The 14882-nt window shown below is 57.9% G+C and carries 10 protein-coding genes; 7 read left to right on the forward strand and 3 right to left on the reverse strand.

The features are described 5' to 3' along the window. Positions 1-2 precede the first annotated feature (2 nt). Complete coding sequence (ligB, locus tag ACOT1A_RS09835; RefSeq protein WP_105322878.1) at positions 3-1673, reverse strand: NAD-dependent DNA ligase LigB; 1671 nt, start codon at positions 1671-1673, stop codon at positions 3-5. 251 nt (positions 1674-1924) lie between these two features. Between ligB and gmk the strand changes: the two genes are divergently transcribed. The 5 genes from gmk to recG are packed head-to-tail and all read left to right on the forward strand — an operon-like array spanning position 1925 to position 7791. Further along, positions 1925-2548, forward strand: a complete 624-nt coding sequence (gene gmk, locus ACOT1A_RS09840) for a guanylate kinase (RefSeq protein ID WP_006177710.1) — start codon at positions 1925-1927, stop codon at positions 2546-2548. Between the two features lie 54 nt (positions 2549-2602). Continuing rightward, positions 2603-2878 (forward strand): DNA-directed RNA polymerase subunit omega, encoded by a 276-nt coding sequence (rpoZ, locus tag ACOT1A_RS09845; RefSeq protein ID WP_000135058.1) that lies wholly within the window; start codon positions 2603-2605, stop codon positions 2876-2878. A gap of 19 nt (positions 2879-2897) precedes the next feature. Then, positions 2898-5012 (forward strand): bifunctional GTP diphosphokinase/guanosine-3',5'-bis pyrophosphate 3'-pyrophosphohydrolase, encoded by a 2115-nt coding sequence (spoT, locus tag ACOT1A_RS09850; protein WP_022646616.1) that lies wholly within the window; start codon positions 2898-2900, stop codon positions 5010-5012. 4 nt (positions 5013-5016) lie between these two features. Next, positions 5017-5706 (forward strand): tRNA (guanosine(18)-2'-O)-methyltransferase TrmH, encoded by a 690-nt coding sequence (gene trmH / locus ACOT1A_RS09855; RefSeq protein WP_032622047.1) that lies wholly within the window; start codon positions 5017-5019, stop codon positions 5704-5706. Between the two features lie 3 nt (positions 5707-5709). Continuing rightward, entirely contained in the window at positions 5710-7791 is a 2082-nt protein-coding gene (recG, locus tag ACOT1A_RS09860) for an ATP-dependent DNA helicase RecG (RefSeq protein WP_421625516.1), read from the forward strand. Positions 7792-7794: 3 nt separating this feature from the next. Here recG and gltS read toward each other — a convergent pair whose 3' ends face one another. Beyond that, positions 7795-8997, reverse strand: a complete 1203-nt coding sequence (gene gltS, locus ACOT1A_RS09865; RefSeq protein ID WP_006812438.1) for a sodium/glutamate symporter — start codon at positions 8995-8997, stop codon at positions 7795-7797. 225 nt (positions 8998-9222) lie between these two features. On the opposite strand from gltS, the gene xanP reads away from it, so the two are divergent. Then, entirely contained in the window at positions 9223-10614 is a 1392-nt protein-coding gene (xanP, locus tag ACOT1A_RS09870) for a xanthine/proton symporter XanP (protein ID WP_015570053.1), read from the forward strand. 118 nt (positions 10615-10732) lie between these two features. Next, the gene (locus ACOT1A_RS09875; protein WP_276169987.1) at positions 10733-12427 is read left to right on the forward strand and encodes an AsmA family protein; all 1695 of its coding nucleotides are present in this window, start codon (positions 10733-10735) and stop codon (positions 12425-12427) included. 129 nt (positions 12428-12556) lie between these two features. Here the strand turns inward: ACOT1A_RS09875 and yicI are convergent, their stop codons facing one another. Next, on the reverse strand, positions 12557-14875 hold the full coding sequence (yicI, locus tag ACOT1A_RS09880) for an alpha-xylosidase (RefSeq protein ID WP_165715888.1): 2319 nt from the start codon (positions 14873-14875) through the stop codon (positions 12557-12559). Positions 14876-14882: the final 7 nt, after the last annotated feature.

The following is a 14882-nucleotide window of genomic DNA, read 5'->3' on the forward strand; positions in this document are numbered from 1 at the left end:
GGTCAGAACCCGTTAATGTGCTGCTCAGCCAGCCACCTTGCCAGCCTATCAACAGGAGGCGCATGCAGCCAGTTAACGACCTGCTGCGCCTTCTCTTCACCTGTTCCCGGCAAAGCCTGCCAGTCAGCGGCGCTCCGCTGATTCAGCGCCTGCCACGACGCCGCCCCAACCGCATTCAGCGTGGCTTTTGTCAGCGGGATCCCCATCGCTGTGACCCAGCGAATAAAAGGTTGCTTGCGCACCATATTAAAACGATGCCAGAGCGATAACCCGCGCCCGGCGGAAAAGCCAGGCGTGGACTGTAGCTGCGCCTGCGTCAGTGTTAACCACGAAAAAATATGCTCGAAACGATGCGTCTGATGAAGCGTTCGCCAGCCCGCCTCGCCTAACCCCTCGATCCCTAGCCCTTGTTTTGAGCTAAGCCACGTCAACCGGGCAAAGAACTGTTCCATACACGCTGGTGAGGCATAAAAACAGGTCAGCGAGTGGTACTGCAGGGCCGGAGGTTCTGGTTTTTCCCTGTTCGCTCCCCGCCAGACAACTCGATCGAATCGGGGGATCCCCTGCCCGGCGAGGCTTATCAGAACCTGATCGCCGGGAACAATATCCAGCCGCTGCCAGCGTGTGACCGACCCCAGGCTCACCCGCCGCACCTGTTTATCATCAAGCTTTACTGGATCCAGTTCGGCTACAACGGACACCTTGCCCGTTCGCCCGACGCCAAACTGTATCCCTCGCACTTCAGCAACCTGAGCGACAGGCGTATATTTCCATGCGACAACCCAACGGCCTTCACCGGGTAACCAACCGTCGCCCGCGGGTTCATCCGCTGAACGCACCACAATGCCGTCCGTGGCAAAGGGCAATGCTGTTGTATGCCACGCTGAACGCTGCGCTTCGACCGCATTCACAGACGCGGCGGGCAGCGTATAACGCGCCGTCAGGGTGAACCCGGCTTTTGACAACGCATCCAGAGATACCTGCATCTCTTTAGGTCCATCCGGCCAGGCCCAGATAAACACGCCGAGCTGCCTGAGAAGTGCGCTATCGTTATGACGCATCATGGCGCCCGCCACTTTTGCCCGCATGTTTATCCCCCCCATCTGACGCTGGATGTGGTTTTCATGAATCCAGAACAGTTCACCCTGTAAGACGCTATTTGCCAGGGGGCCGGACAGGTTTTGCGGAACAGAGGGGATTGATCGAACCTGCGCCGTCCAGTCTTCACCTTTCACACCGTTGCCACGGCTAATGGCCCGGACAAGCTTCCCGCCCTGGTACACCAGCGTCACAGCCACGCCATCCACTTTGGGCTGCATCCAGAGATGTTGCCGGGCTCGCATCCACTGGCTGAGCTCAGCTTTACTGGCAACCTTATGCACGCCCGTATGCGCAACCGGGTGTGTCACACTACCTGTCAGAGGTGGCGGTCTCTCTTCGGAAGAGACATGACCAAAGCAGCGCTGCCACTGGTTCAACCGCGCGTTAAGCTGATCGTAAACCCCGTCATCAACGTCACTGACTCCCTGCTTCCAGTAAGCATCGTCCCAGCGTTTGATCTGCGCGCTCAGCGCTACAATTTCCTTTTCTGCTTTTGCCTGCGACCATACCGGGCATACCGCTAACCCGGTGCTACACCACAACAGCGCAAACCCGCTTATCCATCGCCACATTATTACCCCTCCTTTGCGTTGGAGGAGGTATAACCCGGTATTGAAAACGACGCGAATGGCAACGTTACGCTTTACGAGGCGTTATCCAGCGTTTCTTTTTGTTGCTGCAAACCGCAGACAAAACCTGAAAACGGCACGCAAAATTTAATCATCCACGGGAAAAAGTGTGACAAAGGCTACGTCACACAGCGGCGACGTGTATAATAAGCCCGTATGTAGGACTTCTTCGTTAACACATACAAAAGACTCTCATGGCTCAAGGCACGCTTTATATTGTTTCTGCCCCTAGTGGCGCGGGTAAATCCAGCCTTATTCAGGCACTGTTAAAAACCCAACCGTTGTACGATACGCAGGTTTCTGTTTCTCACACCACGCGAGCACCGCGTCCGGGTGAGGTGCACGGTGAACACTATTTCTTTGTGAATCACGACGAATTCAGAGCGATGATTGGCAGAGACGCGTTTCTTGAACACGCAGAAGTATTCGGTAACTACTACGGTACTTCGCGTGAAACCATTGAGCAGGTTCTGGCGACCGGCGTGAACGTGTTCCTGGATATCGACTGGCAGGGCGCGCAGCAAATTCGTAAGAAAATGCCTGATTCGCGCAGTATTTTTATTCTACCGCCATCGAAAGATGAACTGGATCGCCGCCTGCGGGGTCGCGGCCAGGACAGCGAAGAAGTTATCGCGAAGCGTATGGCACAGGCTGTTGCAGAAATGAGCCATTACGCGGAATATGATTACCTTATTGTGAATGATGATTTTGATGCCGCGCTGAGCGATCTCAAAACTATCCTTCGCGCAGAACGTCTGCGTATGAGCCGCCAGAAGCAGCGACATGACGCATTAATCACCAAACTGTTGGCAGACTGAACCCACTTTCAGTATCATGCCCAGTCATTTCTTCACCTGTGGAGCATTTTAAGTATGGCACGCGTAACTGTTCAGGACGCTGTAGAGAAAATTGGTAACCGTTTTGACCTGGTACTGGTCGCCGCGCGTCGCGCTCGTCAGATGCAGGTAGGCGGTAAAGATCCGCTGGTACCGGAAGAAAACGATAAAACCACCGTTATTGCACTTCGCGAAATCGAAGAAGGTCTGATCAACAACCAGATCCTCGACGTGCGTGAGCGCCAGGAGCAGCAAGAGCAGGAAGCCGCAGAACTGCAGGCCGTAACCGCCATTGCTGAAGGTCGTCGTTAATTAAACCTGCGGGTCGCCCTTGTATCTGTTTGAAAGCCTGAATCAACTGATTCAAACCTACCTGCCTGAAGACCAGATTAAGCGTCTTCAGCAGGCGTATCTCGTTGCACGTGACGCTCACGAGGGCCAGACACGTTCAAGCGGTGAACCCTATATCACGCACCCGGTAGCGGTGGCCTGTATTCTGGCCGAGATGAAACTCGACTACGAAACGCTCATGGCCGCCCTGCTGCATGACGTGATTGAAGATACCCCTGCCACCTACCAGGACATGGAACAGCTGTTTGGCAAAAGCGTTGCCGAGCTGGTGGAAGGGGTCTCTAAGCTTGATAAGCTGAAATTCCGCGATAAGAAAGAGGCGCAGGCCGAAAACTTTCGCAAGATGATCATGGCGATGGTGCAGGATATCCGCGTCATTCTCATCAAACTTGCTGACCGCACCCACAATATGCGCACGCTGGGCTCACTTCGCCCGGATAAACGTCGCCGCATCGCCCGTGAAACCCTCGAAATCTACAGTCCGCTGGCGCACCGTTTAGGTATTCATCACATTAAAACCGAGCTGGAAGAGCTGGGTTTTGAAGCGTTATACCCGAACCGCTATCGCGTGATTAAAGAGGTGGTGAAAGCCGCTCGCGGTAACCGTAAAGAGATGATTCAAAAGATCCTCTCTGAAATCGAAGGGCGCTTGCAGGAAGCCGGTATTCCGTGCCGCGTCAGCGGTCGCGAAAAGCATTTGTACTCTATCTACTGCAAAATGGTGCTCAAGGAGCAGCGTTTTCACTCGATCATGGATATCTACGCGTTCCGCGTCATCGTCCACGACTCGGACACCTGCTACCGCGTGCTGGGGCAGATGCATAGCCTGTACAAGCCACGTCCGGGGCGCGTCAAAGATTACATCGCCATTCCAAAAGCGAACGGATACCAGTCTTTGCACACCTCGATGATTGGCCCGCACGGCGTTCCGGTTGAGGTGCAAATTCGTACCGAAGACATGGATCAGATGGCGGAAATGGGTGTCGCGGCGCACTGGGCTTATAAAGAGCACGGCGGCGAAAGCAGCACCACCGCGCAAATCCGCGCCCAGCGCTGGATGCAGAGCCTGCTGGAGCTGCAACAGAGTGCAGGTAGCTCGTTTGAATTTATCGAGAGCGTTAAATCCGATCTCTTCCCGGATGAGATTTACGTTTTCACGCCGGAAGGGCGCATTGTCGAACTGCCTGCGGGCGCGACGCCGGTCGACTTCGCTTACGCCGTGCATACCGATATCGGCCATGCCTGCGTGGGTGCCCGCGTCGACAGGCAGCCTTATCCGCTGTCGCAGCCGCTCTTCAGCGGGCAGACTGTCGAAATTATTACCGCGCCGGGCGCACGTCCTAACGCCGCCTGGCTGAACTTTGTCGTGAGCTCAAAAGCGCGCGCAAAAATCCGCCAGCTGCTGAAAAATCTCAAGCGCGACGACTCCGTTAGCCTGGGGCGTCGTCTGCTCAATCACGCGCTGGGTGGCAGCCGCAAACTGGCAGAGATCCCACCAGAAAACATTCAGCATGAGCTGGAGCGTATGAAGCTCGCCTCGCTGGATGACCTGCTGGCAGAGATTGGCCTCGGAAACGCCATGAGCGTGGTCGTGGCGAAGAACCTGCAACAGGGCGAAACGACAGCCGTTCCTGCTAACGCGCAAAATCATGGTCACCTGCCAATCAAAGGCGCTGACGGGGTGCTCATCACCTTCGCCAAATGCTGCCGCCCTATCCCGGGCGACCCGATTATTGCGCACGTCAGCCCGGGTAAAGGGCTGGTGATCCACCACGAATCCTGCCGTAACATCCGTGGCTATCAGAAAGAGCCTGAGAAGTTCATGGCGGTCGAATGGGATAAAGAGACAGCGCAGGAATTTATCACTGAAATCAAGGTGGATATGTTTAACCACCAGGGTGCACTGGCGAACCTGACGGCAGCGATCAACACGGCCTCGTCAAACATTCAGAGCCTGAATACTGAAGAAAAAGATGGCCGCGTTTACAGCGCCTTTATTCGCCTGACCGCCCGTGACCGCGTACATCTGGCCAATATTATGCGCAAGATCCGCGTGATGCCGGATGTCATTAAAGTCACCCGTAACCGAAACTAGCATTATGAATTCAACACGTTACGAGCGAATCTGCGAAATGCTCGCCAGGCGTCAGCCTGATCTGACGGTTTGCATGGAGCAGGTCCATAAACCTCATAACGTTTCTGCTATCGTCCGCACCGCAGATGCCGTCGGCGTGCATGAAGTCCACGCCGTCTGGCCAGGCGCACGTATGCGTACCATGGCCTCCACCGCCGCAGGCAGCAACAGCTGGGTATCCGTGAAAACTCACCAGACCATTGGTGAAGCGGTCTCGCACCTGAAAGGGCGTGGCATGCAGGTTCTGGCAACCAACCTCTCTGCTAAAGCCGTGGATTTCCGTGAGATCGACTACACCCGTCCGACCTGCATTTTAATGGGCCAGGAGAAAACGGGGATCACGCAGGAAGCACTGGATTTGGCTGACCGGGACATCATCATTCCGATGATCGGCATGGTCCAGTCACTCAACGTGTCGGTCGCCTCAGCGCTGATCCTGTATGAAGCGCAGCGCCAGCGTCAGAATGCCGGAATGTACGAGCGCAGCAACAGCATGCTGCCGGAAGAGGAGCAGCAGCGCCTGCTGTTTGAAGGTGGCTATCCGGTGCTGGCTCGCGTTGCGAAGCAGAAGAAATTGCCTTACCCCCACGTCAACGCGCAGGGCGAAATTGAAGCCGATGCCGAGTGGTGGTCCACCATGCAGTACGCAGGGTAAATCATGGAAGGCCGCCTGCTGGACGCCATACCGCTCAACAGCCTGACGGGCGTGGGCGCGGCACAAAGCAGTAAACTGGCGAAGATTGGCCTGCACACCGTGCAGGATCTCCTGCTCCACCTCCCCCTGCGTTACGAAGACCGTACTCAACTTTATAAAATTGGCGATCTGCTGCCCGCTATTTACGCCACCGTTGAAGGGGAAGTGCTGAACTGCAACATCACCTTTGGCGGACGCAGGATGATGACCTGCCAGATCAGCGACGGCACCGGCATTCTCACCATGCGCTTTTTCAACTTCAATGCGGCGATGAAAAACAGCCTTGCCACCGGACGACGCGTACTTGCGTACGGTGAAGCCAAACGGGGCAAATACGGCGCGGAGATGATCCACCCGGAATACCGCGTGCAGGGCGATCTCAGCTCACCTGAGCTACAGGAGACGCTCACGCCGGTCTATCCAACCACCGAAGGCATTAAGCAGGCCACGCTGCGCAAGCTCACCGACCAGGCGCTGGAGCTGCTCGATACCTGCGCCATTAACGAGCTGCTGCCGCCGGAGCTGGCGCAGGGCATGATGAGCCTGCCGGAGGCGTTGCGCACCCTGCACCGTCCACCGCCAACGCTTCAGCTCGTTGATTTAGAAAGCGGTAAACATCCCGCCCAACGGCGTCTTATCCTTGAGGAATTACTGGCTCACAACCTGAGCATGCTGGCCCTGCGCGCAGGTGCGCAGCGTTTCCACGCGCAGCCATTAAGCCCGCATGATGAGCTCAAAGATAAGCTGCTGGCCACACTGCCGTTTAAACCCACCGGCGCCCAGGCGCGGGTCACCGCCGAGATCGAACGCGATATGGCGCTGAATGTGCCGATGATGCGCCTGGTGCAGGGCGACGTGGGTTCCGGGAAAACGCTGGTTGCCGCGCTGGCCGCGTTACGCGCTATCGCCCACGGCAAGCAGGTGGCGCTGATGGCGCCGACAGAACTGCTGGCCGAGCAGCACGCCAACAATTTCCGTAACTGGTTCGCCCCACTGGGGATCGAAGTGGGCTGGCTGGCCGGGAAGCAGAAGGGCAAAGCACGTCTTGCGCAGCAGGAAGCCATTGCCAGCGGGCAGGTGCAGATGATTGTCGGCACGCACGCCATTTTCCAGGAACAGGTGCAGTTTAACGGCCTGGCGCTGGTCATTATCGACGAACAACACCGCTTTGGTGTTCATCAGCGTCTGGCGCTGTGGGAGAAAGGTCTGCAACAGGGCTTCCACCCGCATCAGCTGATCATGACCGCCACGCCGATTCCGCGCACCCTGGCGATGACGGCCTATGCCGATCTGGATACCTCCACCATCGACGAGTTGCCGCCGGGCCGAACGCCGGTGACCACGGTTGCCATACCGGACACGCGGCGCAGCGACATCATTGACCGCGTGCGCAACGCCTGTACGCAGGAAGGGCGTCAGGCGTACTGGGTCTGCACCCTGATTGAAGAGTCTGAGCTGCTGGAAGCGCAGGCTGCCGAAGCCACATGGGAAGAGTTAAAGCTCGCCCTGCCAGAGCTGAACGTCGGTCTGGTTCACGGGCGCATGAAGCCTGCCGAGAAGCAGGCGGTGATGCAGTCGTTCAAACAGGGCGAGCTGCACTTACTCGTTGCGACCACGGTTATCGAAGTGGGCGTGGATGTGCCGAACTCCAGCCTGATGATTATTGAGAACCCGGAGCGTCTGGGCCTGGCGCAGCTCCACCAGCTACGAGGCCGCGTGGGCCGTGGTGCGATCGCCTCTCACTGCGTGCTGCTCTACAAAGCCCCGCTGTCGAAAACCGCGCAGATGCGTTTGCAGGTATTACGCGACAGCAATGACGGCTTCGTCATTGCGCAAAAAGATCTGGAGATCCGCGGCCCGGGCGAACTGCTGGGCACGCGTCAGACGGGTAACGCCGAATTTAAAGTGGCGGATTTGCTGCGCGATCAGGCCATGATCCCCGAAGTACAACGCCTTGCGCGTCATATTCATGAACGCTACCCCGAACAGGCGGCAGCGTTAATTGAACGCTGGATGCCGGAAACCGAGCGGTATTCCAACGCCTGACGGTCAGCCAAACATCGGCAGCATCAGGTAGAGCTTAATGACCAGCGCGTTGACGATATCAATGAAGAATGCGCCCACCATCGGCACCACCAGAAACGCCATGTGCGACGGGCCGAACCGTTCGGTGATCGCCTGCATATTCGCGATGGCCGTTGGCGTCGCTCCCAGACCAAACCCACAGTGGCCCGCAGCCAGTACTGCCGCATCATAGTTTTTGCCCATCATGCGCCAGGTAACAAAGATGGCATACAGCGCCATAAACACGGCCTGTACCGCCAGGATCGCCACCATCGGCAGCGCCAGCGAGGCCAGCTCCCACAGCTTGAGGCTCATAAGCGCCATCGCCAGGAACAGCGACAGGCTGACGTTACCCAGCACGGACACCGCGCGTTCGAAGACGCGGTAGAAGCCCATCTGCGCCAGACCGTTGCTCAGGATCACCCCGATAAACAGCACGCAGACAAAGGTTGGCAGTTCGAAAGCCGTTCCCGCCAGCCATTGCGCAACGATTTTGCCCACGGTGAGGCAGATGGCAATCATGGCGATGGTTTCAATCATCACCAACGAGGTGATGCTGCGACCAACGTCCGGTTTTTCGAACGCGGTCGGCACCATTTCATCGTCTGGTCTGCCTTCCGGCGTAGTGGAATGTTTCACCAGATAGCGCGCCACCGGGCCGCCAATCAGCCCGCCAAGCACCAGGCCAAAGGTCGCGCAGGCCATTGCCACTTCCGTTGCGTTTTCAAAGCCATAGCGTTCGATGAACAGCTTGCTCCACGCCGCGCCCGTTCCGTGGCCACCTGACAGGGTAATCGACCCCGCCAGCAGACCCATCAGCGGATCCAGCCCCAGCAGCGACGCCATACCGATGCCGATGGCGTTTTGCATCAGCAGCAGGCCCACCACGACAATCAAAAACACGCCCAGCACCTTGCCACCCGAACGCAGGCTTGCGAGGTTAGCGTTCAGGCCGATAGTGGCAAAGAAGGCCAGCATCAACGGATCTTTCAGGGACATATCAAAATCAATTTCCCAACCCATGCTTTTTTTCAGTACCAGCAGGGCCAGCGCCACCAGCAATCCACCGGCTACAGGTTCAGGAATTGTGTACTTTTTCAGAAAGGAAACACTGTGTACCAGCTTGCGACCAAGCAGAAGAACCAGCGTTGCGGCAACAAGGGTCGACAACGTATCGAGATGAATCATAAAAGGCTCCTGTTATGCGCGTGTTCCATACACACGCGGCGTTATCCTGGGCCGGGTGATGCTCGTCATGAGCCGCCGGCGCGAAAAGTGTAATTTTTTTTTCCTGTTCGTTGTAGAAAACCTGCTCACACCGGCAGATTTTCTCTCTTTTTTTTGCTGGCAATCGTTTGCTTTTACCAGGTGGTCAGCTAAAATGCCCGCTTTTCCACCGTGGGATTGCCGCCGATGTCTGTTAACACTCTGGAGTCTGCTGATGCGCAACCGATTGCGCAGAAGCAAAACAGTGAACTGATTTACCGCCTTGAAGATCGTCCCCCGCTACCTCAAACCCTGTTTGCCGCCTGCCAGCATCTGCTGGCGATGTTCGTTGCGGTCATCACGCCGGCTCTGCTGATTTGTCAGGCGCTGGGGTTACCGGCGCAGGATACGCAACACATCATCAGTATGTCTCTGTTCGCTTCCGGTGTAGCCTCCATCATTCAAATTAAAGCCTGGGGTCCGGTGGGTTCGGGGTTGCTGTCGATTCAGGGCACCAGCTTTAACTTTGTGGCGCCGCTGATCATGGGCGGTACGGCACTGAAAACCGGCGGCGCAGATGTCCCGACGATGATGGCGGCGCTATTCGGCACCCTGATGCTGGCAAGCTGCACAGAGATGATCATCTCCCGCGTTCTGCACCTTGCGCGCCGGGTGATCACCCCGCTGGTCTCCGGCGTGGTGGTGATGATTATCGGCCTGTCGCTGATTCAGGTGGGTCTGACCTCCATCGGGGGCGGCTACGCGGCAATGAGCGACCATACCTTCGGCGCGCCGAAAAACCTGCTGCTGGCAGGCGTGGTGCTGGCGATCATTATTCTGCTTAACCGCCAGCGTAACCCGTACCTGCGCGTGGCTTCGCTGGTGATCGCCATGGCGGCCGGTTACCTGCTGGCGTGGGCGCTGGGCATGCTGCCGGAAAACACCACCCCAACCAACAGCGCGTTGATTACCGTGCCAACGCCGCTCTACTACGGCCTGGGCATTGACTGGAGTCTGCTCCTGCCACTGATGCTGGTCTTTATGATCACCTCGCTGGAAACCATTGGCGATATCACTGCCACCTCCGACGTGTCCGAGCAGCCGGTCTCCGGCCCGCTGTACATGAAACGTCTGAAAGGCGGCGTGCTGGCGAACGGACTGAACTCGTTTGTCTCGGCGGTGTTCAACACATTCCCGAACTCCTGCTTCGGCCAGAACAATGGCGTGATCCAGCTGACCGGGGTTGCCAGCCGCTACGTGGGCTTTGTGGTGGCGCTGATGCTGGTGGTCCTCGGCCTGTTCCCGGCGGTAAGCGGGTTTGTGCAGCACATCCCTGAGCCGGTCCTGGGCGGCGCGACGCTGGTCATGTTCGGTACCATCGCGGCCTCCGGCGTGCGTATCGTCTCCCGCGAGCCGCTGAACCGCCGCGCAATCATGATTATTGCGCTGTCTCTCGCCGTAGGGCTTGGCGTCTCCCAGCAGCCGATGATTTTGCAGTTTGCCCCGGACTGGGTGAAAAACCTGCTCTCTTCCGGCATCGCCGCGGGCGGTATTACCGCTATCGTGCTGAATCTCATTTTCCCGCCTGAAAAGAACTGATCCCCACACGGCAGGCTGTCAATGCCTGCCGTGACATCTCTTTACACCATTCCCGCCTTGAGCATTGCGCATAAATCGTGCATAACACCCTTATGTGCGTTTCGCGGGAAGGAAGACCATGAAATTTATTGGAAAGCTGCTTATCTATCTTCTGGTAGCCCTGCTCATTGTAGTGCTCGCCTTTTATTTTCTGCTCCAGACCCGCTGGGGCGCATCGCAGGTCAGTAGCTGGATCACGGTGAATACCGATTACGAGCTCAACTTTGACCTGATGGATCACCGCTTTTCATCCCCTTCTCACATTCTTCTGGAAAACGTTACCTTCGGACGAGATGGCAAACCGGCCACGCTGGTCGCTAAAAAAGTGGATATTGGCTTAAGCAGCCGCCAGATCACCGACCCGCTGCATATGGACGCCATCACCCTGTTCGATGGCACGCTGAATTTATCTCCACAGACGGCGCCGCTGCCGTTCCAGGCCGATCGTCTGCAACTGAATAACATGGCCTTTAACAGCCCGAATACGGAGTGGGATCTCAGTGCGCAAAAGGTGACCGGTGGCGTCAGCCCGTGGCAGCCCGAGGCGGGGAACGTACTGGGGAAAAATGCGCAAATCCAGATGAGCGCCGGGTCGCTCACGCTCAACGGCATACCGGCCAACAACGTGCTGATTCAGGGACAACTCAACGGCAAAGAGGTGGTGCTCAATACCATCGGTGCCGATATGGCGCGCGGCTCGCTTACGGGGTCGGCTCAGCGTAATGCCGACGGTGGCTGGGTTATCGACACCCTGCGTCTGAATGAGATCCGCCTGCAAAGCGACAAATCGCTGCTGGATTTCTTCGCCCCTCTCTCCACCCTGCCTTCGTTACAGATTGGGCGGCTGGAAGTGACCGATGCCCGTCTACAGGGGCCAGACTGGGCGGTAACCGACCTTGATCTTAGCCTGCGTAACCTCACCCTGACTAAAGGTGACTGGCAAAGCCAGGAGGGACGGTTATCCATGAACGCCAGCGAATTTATCTACGGCTCGCTGCATCTTTTTGACCCTATCCTGAACGCGGAATTCTCCCCGCAGGGCATTGCGCTGCGTCAGTTCACTTCCCGCTGGGAAGGGGGCATGGTGCGCACCTCCGGCAACTGGCTGCGCGACGGGAACGCGCTGGTGCTGGACGACGTTGCCATTGCCGGGCTGGAATATACGCTTCCGGAAAACTGGAAAACGCTGTGGATGGATCCGCTTCCGGCATGGCTGAACAGCGTGACGCTGAAAAAATTCGGCCTGAGCCGCAACCTGGCGATCGACATCGATCCGGCGTTCCCATGGCAGATCACCTCCCTCGACGGTTATGGCGCTAATCTGCGTCTGGCGCAAGACCACAAGTGGGGCGTGTGGGGCGGTAACGCAACCCTGAACGGGGCGGCAGCAACCTTTAACCGCGTCGACGTGCGACGCCCGTCGCTGGCGCTGAATGCCAACGCCGCAACGGTAAACATTACCGACCTGAGCGCCTTTACCGAGAAAGGGATCCTGGAAGCGACCGCCACCGTGTCACAGCTGCCACAGCGACAAACCACCGTGAGCCTGAACGGGCGCGGTGTACCGCTCAACGTCTTGCAGCAGTGGGGCTGGCCAGCGCTGCCGATTGCGGGCGACGGCAATATTCAGCTCACCGCCAGCGGCAGCGTGCAGGCGAATGCGCCGCTGAAGCCGACGGTGAACGGGAAGCTGAGCGCGGTAAATATGGATAAACAGCAGGTGCAGCAGACGATGACCGGCGGGATGGTGTCGGCGGTGGCTCCGGCACAGTAAAAAGCCGGGTGGCGGCTTCGCCTTACCCGGCCTACGAGGTTTTGGTTCCCTCTCCCCGTGGGTGAGGGCATCAGACCGCATAATTACCGTAGGCCCGGTAAGCGAAGCGCCACCGGGCATTTTTCCAGCTCAGAGGTGGATCACCACCTCATCCCCCTCGGCTTTCACCACCACACCCCATTCGCTGCCCGCATGTGAACCGCCTTTTACGCCGCCGACCTTCTGCACGTTGCGCAAGCACACCGACCAGTTTTGCGCATCTCCCGTGCCGGTAAAGGTCACGACGTCGCCCTGACGTGACGCCTTCAGCGTAAACAACACGGAACCGTCCGCCGCAGGCACTTCACTCACCGCCGTTGCGCCATCGCTCAGGTTGAAGAGCTGGAAGGTTGTCCCCTCGTGCCACGCATAGTCCGGCTTCTGGTTATTATTGCCGAGCGCCAGCAGCGTGTTGTCGCGCACATAGACCGGCAGGCTCTGGAAATCGTGCTGCTGCTTATGCCAGCGGCTGCCCTCGATTTCATCGTTGTGCCACAGGTGCGTCCAGCGCCCTTCCGGCAGCCAGAACTGCACGTCGCCCGCCTCGGAGAACACCGGCGCCACCATCATCGAATCCCCCAGCATGTACTGGCGGTCGAGGTAATCGCACGCCGGGTCGTCCGGGAACTCCAGCATCATCGCCCGCAGCATCGGCGTGCCGAACTCGCGGGCCAGCGCAGCCTGACGATACAGGTACGGCATCAGCTGGCATTTCAGCTGGGTGAAGTGGCGCACCACGTCGCAGGACTCATCATCGTACGCCCACGGCACGCGGTAGGATTTGCTGCCGTGCAGGCGGCTGTGGCTGGAGAACAGCCCGAAAGCGCACCAGCGCTTATAGACGTGCGCCGGAGCGGTGTTTTCAAACCCGCCGATATCGTGGCTCCAGAATCCGAAGCCGGACAGGCCAATCGACAGCCCGCCGCGCAGGCTTTCCGCCATCGATTCATAGTTGGCGTAGCAGTCGCCGCCCCAGTGCACCGGGAACTGTTGCGCACCCACGGAGGCAGAACGGGCAAACAGCACCGCCTCTTCTTCTCCCACCATCTCTTTCAGCACGTTCCACACCAGTTCGTTGTAGATGTAGGCGTAATGGTTGTGCATCTTCTGCGGATCGGAACCGTCAAACCACTGGACGTCCGTCGGGATACGCTCGCCGAAGTCGGTCTTGAAGCAGTCGACGCCGATCTCCACCAGGCCTTTCAGCTTGTCGGCGTACCACCGGCACGCGTCCGGGTTGGTGAAGTCGTAGATCGCCAGCCCCGGCTGCCATTTGTCCCACTGCCACAGGGAGCCGTCCGGGCGCTTCAGCAGGTAGCCCTTCTCTTTCAGCTCACGGAAGATCGGCGATTTCTGGCCGATGTACGGGTTGATCCACACGCAGACCTTCAGCCCTTTCTCTTTCAGGCGGCGGATCATCCCTTCCGGGTCGGGGAAGGTCACCGGGTCCCACTCAAAATCGCACCACTGGAAGGCTTTCATCCAGAAGCAGTCGAAGTGGAACACGTGCAGCGGCAGGTCGCGCTCGGCCATGCCGTCGATAAAGCTGTTGACCGTCGCTTCGTCGTAGTTAGTGGTGAAGGAGGTGGTCAGCCACAGGCCGAACGACCACGCCGGCGGCAGCGCCGGACGGCCGGTGAACTGCGTATAGCGGTTTAATACCTCTTTTGGCGTCGGGCCGTCGATCACGAAGTACTCCAGATACTCCCCTTCCACGCTGAACTGCACTTTGGACACTTTCTCGGAGCCGACTTCAAACGAGACATTTTCCGGGTGATTCACCAGCACGCCATAACCACGGTTGGTCAGGTAGAACGGAATGTTTTTGTAGGACTGCTCGGTGCTGGTGCCGCCGTCGCGGTTCCAGGTTTCGACCGTCTGACCGTTGCGCACCAGGGCGGTAAAGCGCTCGCCCAGACCGTAGACCGTTTCCCCCACGCCCAGATCCAGACGTTCAAACACATAGTTGCGATCGGTGTTGGTATCCTGCACGTAGCCGTTGTTTTTCAGCTGGCTGCCGGTAATGCGCTGGCCGTTGCGCAGGAAATCCAGCGCCCAGAACTCGCCTTTGGTGACGCGCACGCTGACGCTGCCGCTTTTCAGCTCGGCAAATTCGGCGTTGTTTTCAATCTCAACTTTTACATCCTTCAGAACGTTCAGCGGATAGTGCGGGCCGTTGTTCAGCGCACCCTGGAAGTGCTCAATGCGCACCCCGATAATCCCTTCCTGCGGAGCAAACAGGCGCACCGTGAACATCAACGTGTCGAGCTGCCAGGTGCGTTCGCGCACGTCACGCGGCGCCACATACACCACCAGGTCATTGCCCTGCTGCTCCACGTCGAACACCTGTACCGGATACGTCACGTTAAGGCCCGGTTGGATAAGCCAGTTTCCATCACTGATTTTCATGCTTACG

It is taken from the genome of Enterobacter cloacae complex sp. SYL003, from assembly GCF_049236925.1.
GTDB classification, from domain to species: domain Bacteria; phylum Pseudomonadota; class Gammaproteobacteria; order Enterobacterales; family Enterobacteriaceae; genus Enterobacter; species Enterobacter intestinihominis.

Coding starts and splice junctions, on each gene's coding strand:
- trmH (WP_032622047.1), top strand. CDS start 5,017: ATGAATTCAACACGTTACGAGCGAATCTGCGAAATGCTCGCCAGGCGT.
- recG (WP_421625516.1), top strand. CDS start 5,710: ATGGAAGGCCGCCTGCTGGACGCCATACCGCTCAACAGCCTGACGGGC.
- ACOT1A_RS09875 (WP_276169987.1), top strand. CDS start 10,733: ATGAAATTTATTGGAAAGCTGCTTATCTATCTTCTGGTAGCCCTGCTC.
- yicI (WP_165715888.1), bottom strand. CDS start 14,875: ATGAAAATCAGTGATGGAAACTGGCTTATCCAACCGGGCCTTAACGTG.
- xanP (WP_015570053.1), top strand. CDS start 9,223: ATGTCTGTTAACACTCTGGAGTCTGCTGATGCGCAACCGATTGCGCAG.
- ligB (WP_105322878.1), bottom strand. CDS start 1,673: ATGTGGCGATGGATAAGCGGGTTTGCGCTGTTGTGGTGTAGCACCGGG.
- gltS (WP_006812438.1), bottom strand. CDS start 8,997: ATGATTCATCTCGATACGTTGTCGACCCTTGTTGCCGCAACGCTGGTT.
- rpoZ (WP_000135058.1), top strand. CDS start 2,603: ATGGCACGCGTAACTGTTCAGGACGCTGTAGAGAAAATTGGTAACCGT.
- gmk (WP_006177710.1), top strand. CDS start 1,925: ATGGCTCAAGGCACGCTTTATATTGTTTCTGCCCCTAGTGGCGCGGGT.